The sequence below is a fragment of the Christiangramia forsetii KT0803 genome, from assembly GCF_000060345.1.
In the GTDB taxonomy this organism is placed as follows: Bacteria; Bacteroidota; Bacteroidia; order Flavobacteriales; family Flavobacteriaceae; genus Christiangramia; species Christiangramia forsetii.
On the sequence record NC_008571.1, the window covers coordinates 2201304 to 2220076 of the forward strand.

An 18773-nucleotide genomic window follows, 5' to 3' on the forward strand; every position below is an offset into this window, starting at 1 on the left:
TCACGCTCATGTCTAAAGATAATTTTTGAACTTATTTAACAAGAACTGCTTTCATTGTCTGTGCTTTATTTACGGTTTCCATCCATTCGTCTGCAGCATTTGAATCTTTAGTAATCCCTCCCCCAATATAAACTCTGGCATTTCCATCTTTCAATTTCATACACCTTAGATTTACAAATAGATCTGTTTGTTTTGAAATGGCTGTGAATTGCTGATTTTCCTGATTTCTTCTATTAGAATTTCTTTTGTTCTCAGATTTTATATTTAATTCTCCCAAATATCCTGAATAAAATTCTCTGGAATAATCTTCATTTTTCAGAATAAACTGAAGTGCTTTTTCTTTAGGCAATCCACAAACAGCAGGAGTTGGATGTAATGTTTTCACTAATTCTTCCAGATCATCCAGACTATTTAATCTTCCAGAAATATCGGTGCAAATATGTAACAGGTTGCCTGCCATCGCTGAATAAGGATTTGTAGCATTAATATTTTCTACACCTTTAGCTTTTTGAAGTGATTCCAGAATATAATCGGTAACAAATTTTTGTTCCTCAACTTCTTTCGGTTCCCATTCCACGTCCATATTCCCTTTAAACATCTGCGTTCCTGCGAGCGCCATGGTTTTAAATCGGTTTCTTTCCACGTTTAAAAGTGTTTCGGGAGTTGCTCCCAGCCAGTAACCAGTATCAGGATGAAACCATAGATAAACAAAAGCCTGAGCATATTTATTTAAAAGATTCTTAAGAATTCTTATGGGATCTGGATCATATAATTGAACTCTTTCAGATCTGGATAGTACCACCTTTTGAAACTTCTCTTCTTTTATGGAATTAATCCCTTCTTGAACCAAATTTTCATGAATTTTCTGATCTTTCTCCATAAATTCAAAATCTATTGTCGAAGACATTTTTTCGTTAGACCTATCATCCAAAACAGATGCTGCGGGATACTCAAATTCAAAAAAATTAGAATTTTCAGCCGGAATTAAATAAGAGTCAGCTTCTGCATTAAAAGGAGCGAAAACGAATCCGCTTTCAGAAAGATCACTTACCTTATGAGAAACTGTATCTTTTTGAAATAAGGATTTTACGGTATTCGAACCGGGTTTTCTATAAACAACAAAAGCTTTTTGATCCTGTACGTGATTATTTAGCTTCTGAAAAAAATCGACCTGTTCAATCATTTCTCTTTCTTTGGTAGTGCTATGGTGGTAAGTTTTACAATAGAAATAAGGTTTGCATCCTCATCTGTAATCCTAATTTCAAAAAGTTGCGTAGTTCTGCCTTTATGAATAAAAGTCGCTTTCGCGAAAACCCAGCCTTCTTTAATGCTTTTTAAATGATTAGCTGAAATTTCAATCCCTCGCACAAAATAATTATCTGTATCCAAGAAAACATAACTGGCCATGCTTCCCACACTTTCAGCAAGAGCAACGCTGGCACCACCATGTAAAACTCCGTCAGGTTGATGAACCCTTGAATTAACTGGCATTTTAGCAACAAGGTAATCGTCCCCTATTTCAGTAAATTCAATTTCCAGAGTTTCCATCAACGTATTTTTACATACTTTTTTTGAAAGCTCAAGCAATTCTTCCTTCGTCATCATTTAAAAGATTGGTTACTTTGTAAAAGTACAAAACAGCAAAGAACCATGAGCAAAGAGAAAAGTCTTTCTTACAAGATATCTAACACCTACTCGACCTTAAATGAGAAAACCGAAAAAACCAAAACCGTCTGGCTTGTTTTCCACGGAATTGGCTATTTGAGTAGGTATTTTCTAAAGTATTTCAAGCACTTAGATTCAGATGAAAACTATATTATTGCTCCCCAGGCTCAGTCAAAATATTACTTAAACGGAGAATATCGTCATGTGGGCGCCTCCTGGCTTACCAAAGAAAATACCGAAGTTGAAATTGAAAATATGCTGAATTACCTTGATGCTGTTTTTGAAGCAGAAAAATTATATGAAGTTGAAAACTTCAATATTTTCGGTTATTCCCAGGGTGTTTCTGTAGCGACCAGATTTGTAGCCGGGAGAAAAATTCAGTGTAAGAATTTGATCATGCATTCGGGAAAAGTTCCGCAGGAATTAGAAACAGAGGATTTTAATTTCTTAGACAACACTCATTTTACTTTTATCTACGGTACTGAAGACAAGTACCTGGAAAATGGAATTATCAAAGTAGAGAAAAAGAGATTGAACAATTTATTTCCAAAAAACTTAAAGATCGAGAGTTTTAAAGGCGGACACGAAGTAAATACTAAATTGATCTCAAAATTTGCTTAAATTGGAATATTACTCGGTTGTCTTGCTCTCTCTAAATGATTCAAATTAAGTATTTATGTCATTTCGACCAAAAGGAGAAATCTCTAATCTATTAAAGCCATGAAGCAAAAATCCTCCCAAAAAACCGCCATTTTTAAAACCTTAGGTCCTGGATTTCTTCTGGCCGGAGCCGCCATAGGAGTTTCTCATTTAGTACAGGCCACCCGAGCAGGTGCAGATTATGGATTCTTACTTTTATGGGTTTTAATCCTGGCCTGTATTACCAAATATCCTTTTTTAGAGTTTGGGCCACGCTATGCTGCAGGAACAGGAAATCACTTAATAACAGGTTATAAAAAACTGGGGAAATTCCCTTACTGGACATTTATAGCGATTACCGTGGGAAGTATGTTTATTATTCAGGCAGCGGTTACTATAGTTACTGCAGGGCTGGCTGAAAAGTTATTCGGAATGGGCTGGTCTACATTTAACTGGAGTTTCATCATTATTGGTGTTTGCATAGCGCTGCTTTTAATTGGAAAATACCCCGCACTGGATAAAACCATGAAAACCATTGTAAGCCTTCTGGGATTAGCAACTTTAGTAGCCGTGATTCTGGCCTTTGGCGACGGAAGACTGGAGAATGCTATTGCCATAGAAACACCCGATGTTTGGAATAAAGTTGGGATTGCCTTTATTATCTCTTTTATGGGTTGGATGCCCATTCCTTTGGATGCTTCAGTATGGCACTCCATCTGGACCAAAGAGAAAGCAATCGGGAATAAAAAGAAAACTACATTAAAAGAGGCTTTTTTCGATTTTAATGTCGGTTATTTTGCAGCAGCGATCATTGGTCTTTTGTTTTTCATCATGGGAGCTCTAATTATGTTTGGCAGCGGAGTTAGCTTTTCTGGTAGCGGAGTGGAATTTTCAGGGCAATTGATAGATCTCTATGGAAAAACACTGGGAGACTGGAGCAAACCACTCATAGGAATTGCCGCATTTATCGCGATGCTCTCTACTACCCTGGCGGTTACAGATGCATTTCCACGAGTTATTTCTGAAATATTTACAGAAGAAAAACCTGGATGGGGAAAAGCAGAGAAATGGAAAAATTATAAACTAAATGTTTTCATCATTCCAGTTCTATCACTGCTTATATTATATTTTTTTACGGCCTCCTTTACAGTACTAATAGATTTTGCTACTGCACTTTCATTTCTTTCAGCACCATTTCTGGCCTGGTTCAACTATAAACTTGTTACCGGGAATGATTTAAATGAAAAAGATCGGCCTGGAAAAAATTACAGAATATTTTGCCTGATAAGCCTTAGCATCCTGGTGATTTTTAATTTCGTCTATATCTATACCCTAATACAGTAACAAAACTTCTCACTATTTCAACCTGACACCCCTTTAAGGAATTAAAAAAGCCTGATCCGGTATAAGTACCAGGCATCATCCTGATTTTGATTTTAGAAATAAACGTCTCTTGTAAAAAGTTTCAAAAAAGAACCTTAGTTCAAAATTTTTGAGCTAAGGTTCCACCGAAGGATTGTATAACGGTTTGCGTTTATCGCAAGTTGCGGGAATTGGGACGCGGATTTGTCGGCTTAGTTGTTTTCAAAATAGGTCTATAAAATAGCAATTTTCAGCAAACTACCCGGTATTTGCGATGAATCGATGTTAGCTGCTGCCATTTACTACATATCTTTAATTTAAGACTTTTTTCATTAAAATATCAGTCTGCTTATCTCCACCTAAATCGAATATATGTTTATCAAATTTTTCAAATCCATTTTTTTCATAAAATCGAATTGCTCTTGGATTTTCTTCCCAAACTCCTAACCAAACGTATTGAAGATTTTTATGTCGTGCGATATTAATTGCTTTATCGTAAAGAGCTTGTCCTATTTTTTTTCCTAAATATTTTTTAATTACATAGAGCCTTTCAATTTCTAAAGCATTTCTATCTTTTAATTCTGTCTGTGATTGGTCAAAATTAACTTTCAAATAACCTACTATGTTTTTATCAATTTCAGCGAAATAAATCTCTGAATTTTTATCTGATATTTCCTCACTTACTTTATCTCTGGAAAAACTTTTCTTCAAATATTCTTCCATAAAAGCTGGAGAGTTTTGAGAGCCAAAAGTATCTGTAAAAGTTTGTTTTCCTATTTGTTGTAGTTGATCTATATCTTTAAAAGTTACTTCTTTTATTTGAATATTTTCCATTTTTCTTCTTCCTGAATTTTTGTGAGGGTTGCAGCTAACTTTTAATCTTTCTGAATTAAATACATATATTTTCCTCATATTCTATAACCTCCTGATCTAAAATAATGATCTGGCCGGAATGTGTAATCCTCAAATGAAACCTGTCTATTTGTAAGGGAGTACAACTACTAACTATCTTACTCACTATTAATTCATAACCATCACAGGCCTCCTTAATAGCTCCGTTCTCTATATCATTTATATTCCAGTAATAATCATTAGCCAATGCTAATAATAACGCATCACCTTTAGAATCTATAATTCCTAAAAATTCGAGCAATTCCTCATCATTGGTAATAAGTTGATTTACACCATCTACCTGCTGCCTGATAAACGTATAGCAACCGGCGGGCAAACAACTTATTACAAAACCATCTTCAGCTATAAGCATTTCGAATTCGTTGATACAATTCGGTATATCTTCAGCATCCGCACATAATTCTCCCTGGGAAAAACTAAAAATAATTTCATCTAAATAAGTTACAATTTCGAAATAATCAACGGGATTTTCCGGAGTAATACTATCATAAAAAGATGATTCTGGAATAGTTTCAAATTCGCCACAAGCTGATACTTCCTCACAGTTAATCAATATATGAATGTATTCCTGGGTCTCACCATCATCATTATATAAGGCCTGTACCTCATTCCAGTTTAAACCTTCTGCAGCTAACGGAATATTGTCTATGTTCCCGTACAGTGATTCCCAGTCTTCTGGTATAATGGTGTAGAAAAGATAATCTTCATCACCGGCCACTCCATCTGGTGGGCCCGGAACCGCTAAGCAAAGTGGTCTGCCAAAATATTCGCCATCATCATATTGTCCAATATCTGGCATTGTACCATGTTCACCGCCAGCATATATTTGGATTTGTTCCCCATCCTCATTGAGTACAAACAAATCAATACTATAATTGGCTGGGTAATGTCTGCCGTTATCATCGCAATAATTAGCGAAGAAACACAGGTTAAATAACTTTTCTGTAGTAAGAACAAAGGACAAGTAACCATATTCATTCGCCATTCTCTCATCAAAACAAAGTACTTCCAGTTCTACATACTTTTTAGTGCCCGGGCGAACAGTAATATCGAAAGGTAGCGGTTTGTCTACATACCCAGAAAAATCACTATCTCCCTTTGGGGCTATCCAAACTAATTTCCCTCCATTGTCTGGATTGGCGTCGTAAACTAAAAATTCGCTAAGAGTCACTTTAGTAAAATCGTTACTATCATCTCCATCGCTACTAACCTTAACCGGAATTTTCAGTTCTTCTGAATAATCGGTGTAATATGTAGTTCCGTCGCTTAGGATATTCAAATCTACAGTTCTGGCCTCTCCATTATAGCTAACTGTAATCCTTGCCAATTTCGGCACGCCATTATTACAGTTGGGTAATTGATTATGAATGGTTTTGTTCATGACCTTATTGGCCAGGTCGTTGAGCACAGCTCCAAATTCAAGAGATACATTTTGTGTAGATGGTTCGCTAATCATGCTATCCTCTTCTTTACTACAGCCGGCTAACAGCGATGTAAATAGCAGCATACCTACCAGGACTCTTTTGATTGTTTTCATAATTTTACCGTATTGGTTAGCTAATAATATCATATAATTAAGAACTATCTATCACACTATGGGGAGGTAAAAATAGAGGCGGGGATATAATAGGATAATCGCTATTAGTAGCAGAATAAAATTGATGATTTTTTTAACCATATAGTATGGGGGATTTCATTTAAAAACTACCCCAATTGAATAAAATTCTATTTTAGATCTGAAATACCTGAATTGAATAGTTAAAATACCGGAAAAGCACTTTTTCTTATAGAGGGCTAGAATATGCTGAAAATCCTTTCGCAGAAGAAAGTTCAAATATTTCACAAACTGATTGAAAAAGCACGATCTAAAAAGGTCGTGCTTTTAGTATAATATAGTGAAAATCCCTCCCTTTGCTCGGGATAAGGCCTTCGACTAAGTTTAGGGCAAGCTTTTCGTAAAGCTTTGCTGTTGTAAAATCTAAACACAAAAAGCACGACCTTTTTAGATCGTGCTTTTAGTATTATTTAGTGAAGATCCCTCGCTTTGCTCGGGATAAGCGATACGTAAGATTTTGCCTCTGGCAAAATCAACGTCCTGCTTACTTCACTTCTTCGAAATCTACATCTTCTACATCATCTCCACTCTTGGCGTCTCCACCTTCAGCTCCGGTTGCACCTTGTTGTGGTCCACCTGGCTGTCCGTTTGCACCGCCCTGAGCTTCTGCCTGAGCTTTATACATCTCTTCTGAAGCTGTTTTCCAGGCCTCGTTGATCTTGTCTAAAGCTGGCGTGATTTGATCAAGCTCTTTGGTTTCGTAAGCTTTCTTCAATTCTTCTAAAGCTTCTTCTACCGGCTTTTTCTTATCTTCAGAAATTTTATCGCCAAATTCTTTCAGCTGCTTTTCAGTCTGGAAGATCATTGCATCAGCTTCATTCAGCTTATCAACTTTCTCTTTCGTCTGCTTATCTGCATCAGCATTTGCTTCAGCCTCTTTTTTCATTTTCTCGATTTCCTCTTCTGTTAATCCTGAAGAAGCTTCGATACGAATATCCTGAGACTTACCAGTCGCTTTATCTGTAGCGCTTACTTTAATGATACCATTGGCATCAATATCAAAAGTCACTTCAATTTGAGGAGTTCCTCTTGGAGATGGTGGTATACCATCTAAATGGAATCTACCAATTGTCTTGTTATCTGTCGCCATTGGACGCTCTCCCTGAAGTACGTGAATCTCAACCGATGGCTGATTATCTGCCGCCGTAGAGAAAGTCTGTGACTTTTTAGTTGGGATCGTAGTGTTAGATTCGATCAACTTCGTGTTTACTCCTCCCATAGTTTCAATACCTAGAGAAAGTGGAGTAACATCAAGAAGCAATACATCTTTTACGTCTCCTGTAAGTACACCACCCTGTATCGCAGCACCAATTGCTACAACCTCATCAGGGTTTACACCTTTAGAAGGCTTCTTACCAAAGAAAGCTTCAACTTCTTCCTGAATCTTAGGAATACGGGTTGATCCACCTACAAGAATTACCTCGTCGATATCACTTTTTGAAAGACCTGCATCGCTAAGTGCCTTTTTCACAGGCTCCATAGATCTAGTTACTAATTCTGCAGCTAACTGTTCGAATTTAGAACGGGAAATAGTTTCAACAAGGTGCTTTGGTCCACTAGAAGTTGCAGTTACATAAGGAAGATTAATTTCCGTTTGAGAAGAAGAAGATAATTCAATCTTTGCTTTTTCTGCCGCTTCTTTTAAACGTTGAAGTGCCATCGGGTCTTTTCTAAGATCGATGTCTTCTGCTTTCTTAAAATTATCTGCAAGGTAATCTATCAATACTTCATCAAAGTCATCCCCACCAAGGTGCGTATCACCATTCGTAGATAGTACTTCAAATACACCATCACCTAACTCAAGAATAGAAATATCAAAGGTACCACCACCAAGGTCATACACAGCGATCTTCTGATCCTGAGATTTTTTATCTAATCCATAAGCCAATGCCGCAGCAGTAGGCTCATTAATAATTCTTCTTACTTTAAGACCTGCGATCTCACCAGCTTCTTTTGTTGCGTGACGCTGAGAGTCATTAAAATATGCCGGCACGGTAATAACCGCTTCAGTCACATCCTGTCCAAGATAGTCTTCAGCAGTTTTCTTCATTTTCTGAAGAACCATTGCTGAAAGTTCCTGTGGAGTATAAAGACGACCGTCTATTTCTACACGTGGAGTATCGTTATCCCCTTTTTTCACAGTATAAGGTACTCGTCCTGCTTCTCTGGAAGATTCAGAATACTTGTTCCCCATAAATCTTTTTATGGAAGAAATGGTCTTTGTTGGGTTCGTTACCGCCTGACGCTTTGCAGGGTCACCAACTTTAATCTCACCGCCTTCTACGAATGCAATCACAGATGGCGTGGTTCTTTTTCCTTCAGCATTAGGTATCACCGTTGGTTCGCTACCTTCCATTACGGCAACGCAGGAGTTAGTGGTACCCAAGTCAATTCCAATTACTTTACTCATAACTATATAACTTGTTTTTTACGTTAGTTTATCAATTTTTTACAGTCACAAGAAGTCAATCATTATGCCAGCGCAAATCTTCTGACAGGTTGTCACTTTTCTCTCACAGCTTGTCATTGTTACTTTTTAAACTGAAACTACAAGAATATAATTTCCGCAATTTTTTATGGGCAGCCTTCACAATTCACTATTTTTGTACTCAAATTTATTCTCTGAATGCGAAAAATTGAATGCATTAGCGTTTTTGACATGTTGAAGGTTGGTGTAGGGCCATCCAGTTCTCATACTTTAGGCCCGTGGAGGGCTGCGCAACGTTGGATTGGTGAGCTAAAACAAAAGGATCGTTTTAATAAAGTTGAAAAGATTCATGTAGATCTTTATGGTTCTTTAAGTCTTACCGGAAAAGGCCATGCCACGGATATTGCTACCTTGCTCGGACTTTTAGGTCATGATCCTGTGACGATGGATATTGCTATTATTGAATCTGAAATTGAAAGGATTAAAGAAACAGGAAAACTGTTGCTGAATGGTGAAAGGGATATAAATTTTAGTTTTAACGAGGATATAAAGTTCAACCGAAAATTTCTTGAATTCCACCCAAACGGGATGACTTTTAGAACCTGCCTCGATAATGGTAAAAAAACAGCTTCTTCTTTCTATTCTATTGGTGGTGGTTTTGTGGTAAAAAAGGAGCGAAAGAATGCCAGCAAGAAAATGAAGAGTTTTCAGAAGTTTCCTTTTCCTATTGAAAAGGCCACCGAACTTCAGCAATATTGTAAAGCTGAAAATAAGCCTATTTCTGAAATTGTTCTGGCAAATGAACGTTCGCTAAGAACTGATGAAGAAATTGATGCTAATTTCAGGCAGATCTGGGACACCATGCTGGAGTCCATGTACATTGGCTGTCACACCGAAGGTACACTTCCCGGAGGGCTTAATGTTAAACGTCGCGCTTTTGAAATGCACCAGCGACTCATTGGTGAAACTGCTTATACAAATGTCGAAGACTGGATTCCTGCTATTAGACAAACCGAAGTAAAATTCCGCCAGATATTAAAATGGGTAAGTTGTTTTGCTTTGAGTGTAAACGAAGTGAATGCTTCCTTAGGGCGTGTAGTAACTGCTCCTACCAATGGCAGTGCGGGGACAGTTCCCTCTGTGATGATGTATTATATGTGTATTGAAAACCATGAAGCCACTTTTGAAGATATGAAACGCTTTATGCTGGTGGCCGGGGAGATTGGTAGCCTTTTCAAAAAAGGAGCTACAATATCTGCCGCTATGGGAGGTTGCCAGGCAGAAATTGGTGTTTCCTCAGCGATGGCTGCAGGTGGCTTAACCGAATTACTTGGTGGAACTCCCGAGCAGGTGCTTATGGCCAGCGAAATTGCTATGGAACATCACCTTGGATTAACTTGTGATCCTATTGCGGGATTGGTTCAGGTGCCTTGTATAGAAAGAAATGCCATGGGAGCAATTAAGGCGATCAACGCTGCTGAAATTGCCCTGGAAAGCGATGCGACTAAAGCAAAAGTTCCGTTAGACAAGGTGATCGAAACTATGTGGGATACCGCGAAAGATATGAATAAGAAGTATAAAGAAACTTCTGAAGGTGGGCTTGCAGTGAAAGTTAGCTTAAGCGACTGCTAATACAACACTTCAACTTGGAGGTATTAAAGGATAAAAATTTTCAGTTGAAACTAAAGAATCTACTCAGGAACTTTGGTCTCATGATCCTGTGCTATTTTCTATTTTTCTTTGTGCTCCAGATACTAAATACCTTCATTTTTGATCTCGACCTTCAAAAATATGAGCAGATTGAAATTCTGGAAATTTTAAAGGAAAGTCCGTTAAAATTCATCTTTCTGGCAGCTATTGCCGCACCTGTTATTGAAGAAAGTATTTTCAGGAGTGTTTTAAAACCCACCGCCCGTAGTCTGAAAATTTTTATCTGTGCATTAATCTATATGGCTGGTCTTTTTCTAATTCCGCAGGAAGCACATTGGGCACTAAAATATATTTTATTATTTGGGAGCCTTTTCCTGGTCTATTATGCATTGGGAGAACTCATTCCCACAAGATATTACCAGCGAACCTGTTACTGGCTGCACAGATACTATTTTGGTATCTGGATTTTGGGCGCGATCATTTTCGGATTTGTCCATATCTATAATCATGTAGATACTTTTCAATTAGATTTTGTTCTTTTTATCATGATCTTTCCACGGATTATTGCAGGCTTTTTCTTCGGAAAAATTAAACTGGAAAATAAAGGAATGATCTGGCCAATACTAATGCACAGTATGAACAATTCTACGGTCTTACTTATACTACTTCCCTACAGCCTTTCCCATTTAACATAGTCTTATGGCATTTCGGGTACTCATTTTGTAACTTCTACTTTCAAAAAAATTGAACTACGAAATTAGCCTTTGAAGGTTGTGTTTTGAAGCATAATTTTCAGAGGAATTTCATTGGATTTTTAAAAATCAAAAAAAATATGAAAGCAGCAGTAATTGAAAAAGCAGGAGGCGATTTTATTATTAAAGAGGTAGATAAACCGAGTCCTTCCAAAAATGAAGTATTAATTAAAGTTGAAGCCTGCGGAATTTGTCATAGCGACAATTTTGTAAAAGAAGGTGGTTTTCCCGGACTGGAATATCCACGTATTCCCGGTCATGAAGTTGTAGGAATTGTAGAAGAAGTTGGCGAAAATGTCTCTAATTGGGAAAAAGGCCAGCGCGTAGGAGTTGGATGGCACGGCGGACATTGTTTTGAATGTGATCCATGTCGCCGCGGGGATTTTATAAATTGTGAAAATGGAAAAGTAAGCGGAATTCATTATGATGGTGGTTATGCTGAATATATGACCGCGCCAAAAGAAGCGATCGCGAATATTCCTGAAGAGATTTCTTCAGCGGATGCAGCACCACTGCTATGTGCCGGGATTACGGTATATAATGCTTTAAGAAATTCAGGAATTAGGGCCGGTGATGTAGTGGCAGTTCAGGGAATTGGTGGTTTAGGACATCTGGCCATTCAATACGCTGCAAAAATGGGCATGAGAACAGTGGCTGTTTCTCATAGTAATGATAAGCAAGAGCTTGCAAAAAAACTCGGCGCTCATCACTTTATTAATACCGGTGAAAAAGATGGCGCTGAAGAATTACAAAAATTGGGAGGAGCCAAACTAATTCTGGCGACTGCTCCACACAGCGACGCGATTACCTCTGTGGTTGACGGGCTCGGAATTGACGGAAAATTATTAATGGTGGCAGCTACCGGAGAACCCATTGAAGTGTCTCCAATGCAATTATTAATGGGAAGAAAATCGGCTGCGGGCTGGCCTAGTGGAACCGCTATGGATTCTGAAGACACCTTAAAATTCAGTGCGATGACAGATACCAAACCAATGATTGAAGAATTTCCGTTGGATAAAGTAAATGAAGCATTTAAAAAAATGATGGATAATAAGGCCAGATTTAGAGTGGTATTAAAACCATAGATTTTAAAATTACGTGAATTGAAACCGGTAGATGATAATATGAATCTGCCGGTTTTTTTATTATTATCTTTGATTCATAATCTTTCAAAATGCCATCAAATTTCAAATCTTTTCTTATTCTATTTTTCAGCTTTATCGCCCTCCAATCTTGCGATGATAAGAAAAAATCTAAACCTGTTCAGGTTGTTGAACAAAAACCCGAGATAGATACTGGTGATTACCACGAAAATTATCTTAGAGAGATTTCCTTTATAAAAACTCGGGAAGATTCCACTTCTACAGAAGGTATGATAAAACTAAGAGGTGGAAGCTATATGATGGGAGGAAATAGCAGTCAGGCGAGACCGGACGAATTTCCACGGCACAAAGAAAAAATTGATGCTATATGGGTGGATGAAACTGAAGTTACCAATGCAGAATTTCGGGAGTTTGTGGAAGAAACAGGTTATGTAACTACTGCCGAACGTTCATTTGAAATAAAAGGAAAAAAATATGAGGCCGGCGCCCTGGTTTTTGACCCATATAATCCTGAATGGTGGTGGAAGTTTGTAAAAGGCGCCAATTGGAAAAATCCAACAGGTCCCGATAGTACTATTGACGGAAAAGACACTTACCCTGTAGTTCAGGTTTCCTGGTACGATGCTATGGCTTATGCGAAATGGGCTGGAAAAAGACTACCCACCGAAGCGGAATTTGAATATTTCAATCGTGCGGGTAATGATACCCTTATTTATCACTGGGGCAACGATTTTGAAAAAGCTTCAGAAATGGTCAATTTCTTCCAGGGCGACTTTCCCAGGCAGAATTCAACTGAAGATGAATTTGAGAAAAAAGCTTCTGTAAAAAGTTTTCCTGCAAATGATTTCGGATTATATGAAACTTCCGGAAATGTATGGGAATGGTGCCTGGATACCTATTATCCGGACGCCTATTCAATAAGAGATCAACAAACCAATGGTTATTTTAAAGAATTCGTCAATATGCAACAGCAAAAAGTGATTCGTGGAGGATCTTTTCTTTGCAGCGAAAGCTATTGTACCGGCTATAGAAATTCAGCAAGAATGAGTTCAGCACCAGACACAGGCTTAGAACATACCGGTTTTAGATGTGTTAAAGATATTTAATTGCATTGTCGTCCGACAAAAGATGTAAGACCGCTTCGCTGATAGATTTAAGAAGTTAGACTTGATCTTAACTAATTGAAAATGAATTTTATATTGGTGTTAATTTTTCGAAAAGGAAAAAACATTCCTATACTCCAATAGCATGCTCCTGAATGGTGAAACCAGTTCAAATGTCCGTTATTTCCCGCCTAACGGTAACCTTCAATTTTTTAACCGGACAACTCTGATTTAATTACAATCTTTTTTGGTTCGGGTATCGGTTTGTGCATGAAACGTAGCGCATAAAAAGACGCTAGATTTTCGAATTAAACACAGAGCAGAATTTAAAAATTTGCTGGTCTTTGCATGTAAGCACAAACCTTGTTTTAGCACTTATTAGCTATGTTTTAGACGCGTTCTTATACCCAGTTATTTTTTAAGTGTCGGAATTATTCTGTCTTGCAAAGCTCTATAAGTTGACTTTTCTGGCTCATCATTTATATTCCAACCATTAAAGACAATTATTAATTTATGTTCTGGTGCTACCATTAAATACTGACCTCCATATCCATTGGCGGAATAAATACTGGTTTTGCCATTATCCGTATATTCAGGAATCCACCATTGATACCCGTATCCTGTAACACTTCGCCATTGAGGTTTTACGTTTTTAAGTAAAGGGCTTGTGGATGTTGTGACCCAACTTTCAGATACAATTTGCTTATTGTTCCATTTCCCTTTGTTCAAAAACAATGAACCAATTTTAGCCAGGTCTTCTGCCTTAAGATATAAACCTCCTTCTGTATCAATTTCTCCATCAGGTGTTTCTTTCCAATAGTAATCTGTAATACCGAGTGGCTTGAATAATTTTTCTTCTGCCCAATCGTCAATTCGTTTGCCTGTAATTGTTCTAATAATTTTACCTAAAAGAACAGTTCCGCCACCATTATATACAAATCTTGTTCCTGGTATGGTATCCATAGGTTTGCTTAAAACATATTCTATCCAGTGGTCACTTGACTCTAATAAAAAACAGTCATTAGTATTGTCATTATGATCAGTCTCCTCATTCCACTTTAAGCCACTTCTCATAGTCAACAAATCTTCAATAGATATATTTTGCTTTCTTTTATCTAGAAAGTCAGTATCATAACCAGTCAACAAAGGCATTGCTTTATTATCAACATTGTAATCTTCATTTAAATCCAAGGCAATCCCAAAAAGGATTGAGGTAATACTTTTTGTTACAGATTGAAGTGTATGCAATTCACTTTGTTTGTAGTATGGATGCCAATCAGTGCTATTGAAATTGTATTGATGATTGGTTGTGTCATACTTTTGAGCAATAGTTTCATAGTCCTGCTTATATCTGAAATCTGCCAAAACCTCGTCATTTTGTATGACTATAAAACGGTCAATTAATCCATAGTCTCCATTATTTATTTCTGAATTAATAGAATCAATTACAGTGGAAATGAGGTTTTGAGAAGTTACCTTTTGTGTATCTTTAGTTGAGTCTTTATTTTTTGAGGTACAACCAATAACTACAACAACAAACAAAATTGAAAATGCTAGCGTTTTAATTTTAACGATTGTTGTTCTCATAATTTTTGTTTTAATCGGGTATCTATTAGATAAACAATTTTCCATTTTCCATTAAAATTTACCAGCTGAAAACTGTTCACTCCGGAGTGGGAAAAATTACCGTTATAATAAAATGAATATGGTGTTGTAACAGTTGCCAGGAGTCCATTTTCCTCTATTCTGAATTCATGAAGTTTCTCTTCAAAAGATACTTCAGAAGGGATTGAAGCGATACTCTTAATAAAGTTAGAATAATCTTCTGAAATTAATTTTGTATTTCCTTCTGCATCCATAGAAACCGATTCCATTTTAACACCATCTGTAGCAAAACTTTTCAGCTTCACCGTATCCTGAGCATGGAAAGCTTCAAAGAAATCCTGTACTAATCTTTTAGGGGAATTTAAAGAATCTTCGGTCTGAGAAAATGCAGTTAAATTCAATAGAATGATAACGGCAAATATTATTTTTTTCATCAGGAAGTAGTTTTGAATGTGGTTAACGAATTTACTACTTTTACTCAAATTAAAATCTGAATAAATGTCTGTTGCAAAAAAGGAGTACAAGCGTATCACTGTAAAGTCTCTGGTAGACATGAAGTCTAATGGTGAAAAAATAAGTATGCTTACGGCATACGATTTCACTATGGCTCAAATTGTTGATGGCGCAGGAATAGACGTAATCCTTGTTGGTGACTCTGCCAGTAATGTAATGGCTGGGCATGAAACTACCTTACCTATTACGCTGGATCAAATGATCTATCATGCCACCAGTGTGGTTAGAGCGATCACTCGGTCTTTAGTGGTTGTAGATCTGCCCTTCGGAAGTTACCAGAGTGATCCAAAAGAAGCTCTTAGATCTGCGATAAGGATCATGAAAGAAAGTGGCGGACACGCTGTAAAGCTTGAAGGTGGCAAGGAAGTGAAGGAAAGTATCAAACGAATAATTCATGCCGGCATCCCGGTAATGGGGCATTTGGGACTTACCCCGCAATCTATCTATAAATTCGGAACTTATACTGTAAGAGCTAAAGAAGAACAGGAAGCTGAAAAATTAAAGTCTGACGCTAAATTGTTGGAGAAAATGGGCTGTTTTGCTATTGTGCTCGAAAAAGTACCGGCTGAACTTGCTAAAGAAGTAGCCGAAAGTATCACTATTCCGGTTATAGGAATTGGTGCCGGAAATGGTGTCGATGGTCAGGTTTTGGTAGTACATGATATGCTGGGAATGACCCATGAATTTAATCCCAGATTTTTGAGACGTTACGCCGATCTACATGGAGAAATGACCAAAGCTTTTCAAAATTACAGAGATGATGTGAAGAGTAGAAAATTTCCATCAGATGATGAACAATATTAAAAAAGTGGAATTTACAATACTGTAAGCCTGAGCGTAGTCGAAGGCAAAGTTAGAAGTAAGAAGTAAGAAAAATCTGATTTGGATTCTGCGGAATCTATACAAAACTTCTAAAAACTTATCAAAATATTGGGTTCAGAAAAAATTTTATCAAATAGGGACAATCTTCAGGTTCTACACGAGGATAACCATATCATCATCGTGAATAAACGTCCCGGAGATATTGTTCAGGGAGATAAAACCGGGGACAAACCCCTGAGCGAAGTAGTTAAATCTTATCTAAAAGAGAAATATAAAAAGCCCGGAAATGTGTACCTGGGAGTGGTGCATCGTCTGGACAGACCCACCAGCGGAATTGTGCTATTTTCAAAAACTTCAAAAGCTTTACCAAGACTCAATAAATTATTTCAGGATAAAAAAGCAAAAAAGACTTATTGGGCCATTGTGAAAAATGCACCGCAGGAAAAATCCGGGGAACTTGTGCATTTCATGAAAAGGAACTCCAAGCAGAATAAATCTTACGCTCATAAAAACGAAGTTCCAGACAGCAAAAAAGCGATGCTGGATTACAGACTACTAAAGAAGCTTGACAATTACTATTTACTGGAAATAGATCTTCATACCGGAAGACATCATCAAATAAGAAGTCAGTTATCAGCTATTGGTTCTCCTATAAAAGGTGATCTAAAATACGGTTTTAACCGAAGTAATAAAGATGCCAGCATTCATTTACATTCAAGAGAGCTAAAATTCACACATCCGGTCAAAAAAGAGTTTATTCATATCATTGCCCCTCCCCCTTCGGATCCTATCTGGGACGCGGTTTAAAAAAATCCTCCACACATAGGTTTTAATTAGTATTTTTAATGCAAAATATCAGCATATGAAATGGCGTGGCAGAAGACAAAGTGGTAATGTAGAAGATCGAAGAGGAAGTTCGGGCAAGGGAAAACTAATTGCAGGTGGTGGAATTATAGGAGTAATTTTCGTCATTGCGCAGTTTATTTTGAGCGATGGAGACGTGTCGGTTCTACAACAACTGGAAGGTTCCGGCAGTTCTCAAACTGAATCCCGTGAGCTTACGGCGGAAGAAGAGGAAATGGGAGAATTTGTTGCTACCGTTCTTGCTGATACTGAAGATGTCTGGAATGAGGTTTTCGCGGAAAATAATATGAATTATCAGGAACCTGGCCTTGTGCTTTTTAGTGACGCTGTACAAACGGCATGCGGAGGTGCATCTTCAGCCAGCGGACCATTCTACTGCCCTGCGGATCAGAAAATATATATGGACCTTAGCTTTTTCGACCAGTTAAGACAACGATTTGGTGCACAGGGTGGTGATTATGCAGTAGTCTATGTAATGGCTCACGAGGTTGGCCACCATGTTCAGAATTTAATGGGAACTGCCACTAAAGTTCGAAGACTTCAGCAGCAATCCAGTAAAACTGAAGCGAATGAACTATCTGTAGCACTCGAACTTCAAGCCGATTTTTACGCTGGGGTTTGGACCAAAGAAAATCAGCAATATCTGAGTGAAGGTGATATCGAAGAAGCGCTAAGTGCAGCAAATGCGGTTGGCGACGATGCAATTCAGAAAAGAACTAGCGGAAGGGTAAATCCGGACTCTTTCACCCATGGAACTTCAGAACAGCGTATGAAATGGTTTATGAAAGGTTATAGATCTGGGGATATTAGCCAGGGTGACACTTTCAGTGAAGTTTTAAATTAGGTTTTAAATCTATATTAGTAACTACTTCTTTCTAACAGCAAGTAAACTTTCAATAATCACAGCACTAATTATTAAAGTTCCTCCAACCAGTGTTTTCAAAGATGGTATTTCACTTAAAAATATCGCTCCCAATCCTATCCCGTAAACCGGCTGAATACTACTCATAATACTGGCCGCAGTAATACTGAAATTTTTAAAGCTTTTTAAAAATAAAGTGTGACCAATACAAGTGGTAAGAACTGCAAGAATAACCAATGGCTTCCATTGGCCCGCAATTGCTTCAATATCGCTGAAGAAAACAGAAGGAAACAGAAGGAATGAAACCACCAGGATCTGATAGAACATAAGTGCAGACCCATTATACCTTTCTACTTCCCGTTTCATTAAGAGATTCCGAAGGGCATAAAAAACGGCTGAAGTCACTCCTAATATAATAGCAAGAAAGGAGTCATTTTCAAGATCAAACTCAGGACTTAAAAAATAGATCCCGGCCAGAACCAATAGTCCTAAAGCGATATGAACCTTATTGAACCGGGTCTTAAACAAAACAGGCTCTAAAAAAGCCGTAATCACAGGGTAGGTAAATAAGGATAATAAAGCGATCGCCACACTGGAGAATTGAAGGGAAAAGAAATAAGTGATCCAATGGGCACCCATTAATATTCCACCCAAAATCATTTTTAAAAGGTCGCGTTTATTTTCAATTTTCAGGTCGATCCCTTTCCACCTACAAAAAAGGTAAAAAACGATCACGGCAATCAGGCATCTATAAAATATGGTGATAACCGGATGTAGGGTGATATACCTGCCTAATACTCCGGAAGTACTAATGAGTAAAACCGCAAAATTTAGTTGAAGGATATTGGTTAAGTTCTGACGTCTTTCTGACAAATCCT

At 37.6% G+C, this 18773-nt stretch carries 17 protein-coding genes; 9 read left to right on the forward strand and 8 right to left on the reverse strand.

Annotated features, from left to right (window positions below; genetic code table 11):
- Nucleotides 1-31: 31 nt before the first annotated feature.
- On the reverse strand, nt 32-1183 hold the full coding sequence (locus GFO_RS09760; RefSeq protein WP_011709944.1) for a chorismate-binding protein: 1152 nt from the start codon (nt 1181-1183) through the stop codon (nt 32-34).
- Complete coding sequence (locus GFO_RS09765) at nt 1180-1602, reverse strand: PaaI family thioesterase (protein WP_041250082.1); 423 nt, start codon at nt 1600-1602, stop codon at nt 1180-1182. Before GFO_RS09765 ends, GFO_RS09760 begins: the two co-directional genes overlap by 4 nt.
- 48 nt (nt 1603-1650) lie before the next feature.
- Here GFO_RS09765 and GFO_RS09770 point away from each other — a divergent pair, with 48 nt between their 5' ends.
- Both GFO_RS09770 and GFO_RS09775 read left to right on the forward strand, forming a co-directional pair.
- Nucleotides 1651-2286 (forward strand): alpha/beta hydrolase, encoded by a 636-nt coding sequence (locus GFO_RS09770; protein ID WP_011709946.1) that lies wholly within the window; start codon nt 1651-1653, stop codon nt 2284-2286.
- A gap of 99 nt (nt 2287-2385) precedes the next feature.
- Complete coding sequence (locus GFO_RS09775) at nt 2386-3648, forward strand: Nramp family divalent metal transporter (RefSeq protein ID WP_011709947.1); 1263 nt, start codon at nt 2386-2388, stop codon at nt 3646-3648.
- 330 nt (nt 3649-3978) lie between these two features.
- On the opposite strand, the gene GFO_RS09780 is transcribed toward GFO_RS09775, so the two are convergent.
- The 3 genes from GFO_RS09780 to dnaK form a co-directional block, all read right to left on the reverse strand.
- A complete protein-coding gene (locus GFO_RS09780; protein ID WP_041250333.1) occupies nt 3979-4500 on the reverse strand; it encodes a GNAT family N-acetyltransferase in 522 nt (173 codons plus the stop codon).
- 55 nt (nt 4501-4555) lie between these two features.
- On the reverse strand, nt 4556-6115 hold the full coding sequence (locus GFO_RS09785) for a hypothetical protein (RefSeq protein ID WP_148264612.1): 1560 nt from the start codon (nt 6113-6115) through the stop codon (nt 4556-4558).
- Between the two features lie 562 nt (nt 6116-6677).
- Nucleotides 6678-8603 carry a molecular chaperone DnaK gene (dnaK, locus tag GFO_RS09790; RefSeq protein ID WP_011709951.1) on the reverse strand — a complete coding sequence of 642 codons (1926 nt, stop codon included), beginning with the start codon at nt 8601-8603 and terminating at the stop codon, nt 6678-6680.
- 216 nt (nt 8604-8819) lie between these two features.
- Between dnaK and GFO_RS09795 the strand changes: the two genes are divergently transcribed.
- The 4 genes from GFO_RS09795 to GFO_RS09810 all read left to right on the forward strand — a co-directional run bounded on the left by GFO_RS09795 (nt 8820) and on the right by GFO_RS09810 (nt 13232).
- Nucleotides 8820-10253: an L-serine ammonia-lyase gene (locus GFO_RS09795; protein ID WP_011709952.1), complete on the forward strand. Its 1434-nt coding sequence runs from the start codon at nt 8820-8822 to the stop codon at nt 10251-10253.
- Nucleotides 10254-10297: 44 nt separating this feature from the next.
- Nucleotides 10298-10966 carry a CPBP family glutamic-type intramembrane protease gene (locus GFO_RS09800; RefSeq protein ID WP_148264613.1) on the forward strand — a complete coding sequence of 223 codons (669 nt, stop codon included), beginning with the start codon at nt 10298-10300 and terminating at the stop codon, nt 10964-10966.
- Between the two features lie 137 nt (nt 10967-11103).
- The gene (locus GFO_RS09805) at nt 11104-12108 is read left to right on the forward strand and encodes an alcohol dehydrogenase (protein ID WP_011709954.1); all 1005 of its coding nucleotides are present in this window, start codon (nt 11104-11106) and stop codon (nt 12106-12108) included.
- An 89-nt stretch (nt 12109-12197) separates the two neighbouring features.
- Complete coding sequence (locus GFO_RS09810) at nt 12198-13232, forward strand: formylglycine-generating enzyme family protein (RefSeq protein WP_011709955.1); 1035 nt, start codon at nt 12198-12200, stop codon at nt 13230-13232.
- Between the two features lie 408 nt (nt 13233-13640).
- Here the strand turns inward: GFO_RS09810 and GFO_RS09815 are convergent, their stop codons facing one another.
- Nucleotides 13641-14816 carry a serine hydrolase domain-containing protein gene (locus tag GFO_RS09815; RefSeq protein ID WP_011709956.1) on the reverse strand — a complete coding sequence of 392 codons (1176 nt, stop codon included), beginning with the start codon at nt 14814-14816 and terminating at the stop codon, nt 13641-13643.
- Complete coding sequence (locus GFO_RS09820) at nt 14813-15268, reverse strand: hypothetical protein (RefSeq protein WP_041250084.1); 456 nt, start codon at nt 15266-15268, stop codon at nt 14813-14815. The genes GFO_RS09815 and GFO_RS09820 overlap by 4 nt, the downstream gene beginning before the upstream one ends.
- Nucleotides 15269-15332: 64 nt before the next feature.
- Between GFO_RS09820 and panB the strand changes: the two genes are divergently transcribed.
- The 3 genes from panB (at nt 15333) to ypfJ (ending at nt 17877) form a co-directional block, all read left to right on the forward strand.
- Nucleotides 15333-16151 (forward strand): 3-methyl-2-oxobutanoate hydroxymethyltransferase, encoded by an 819-nt coding sequence (gene panB / locus GFO_RS09825; protein ID WP_041250085.1) that lies wholly within the window; start codon nt 15333-15335, stop codon nt 16149-16151.
- A 126-nt stretch (nt 16152-16277) separates the two neighbouring features.
- On the forward strand, nt 16278-16976 hold the full coding sequence (locus GFO_RS09830; RefSeq protein ID WP_011709959.1) for an RluA family pseudouridine synthase: 699 nt from the start codon (nt 16278-16280) through the stop codon (nt 16974-16976).
- Between the two features lie 55 nt (nt 16977-17031).
- Entirely contained in the window at nt 17032-17877 is an 846-nt protein-coding gene (ypfJ, locus tag GFO_RS09835) for a KPN_02809 family neutral zinc metallopeptidase (protein WP_011709960.1), read from the forward strand.
- Between the two features lie 21 nt (nt 17878-17898).
- Here the strand turns inward: ypfJ and GFO_RS09840 are convergent, their stop codons facing one another.
- Nucleotides 17899-18768: a DMT family transporter gene (locus GFO_RS09840; protein ID WP_011709961.1), complete on the reverse strand. Its 870-nt coding sequence runs from the start codon at nt 18766-18768 to the stop codon at nt 17899-17901.
- Nucleotides 18769-18773 lie beyond the last annotated feature (5 nt).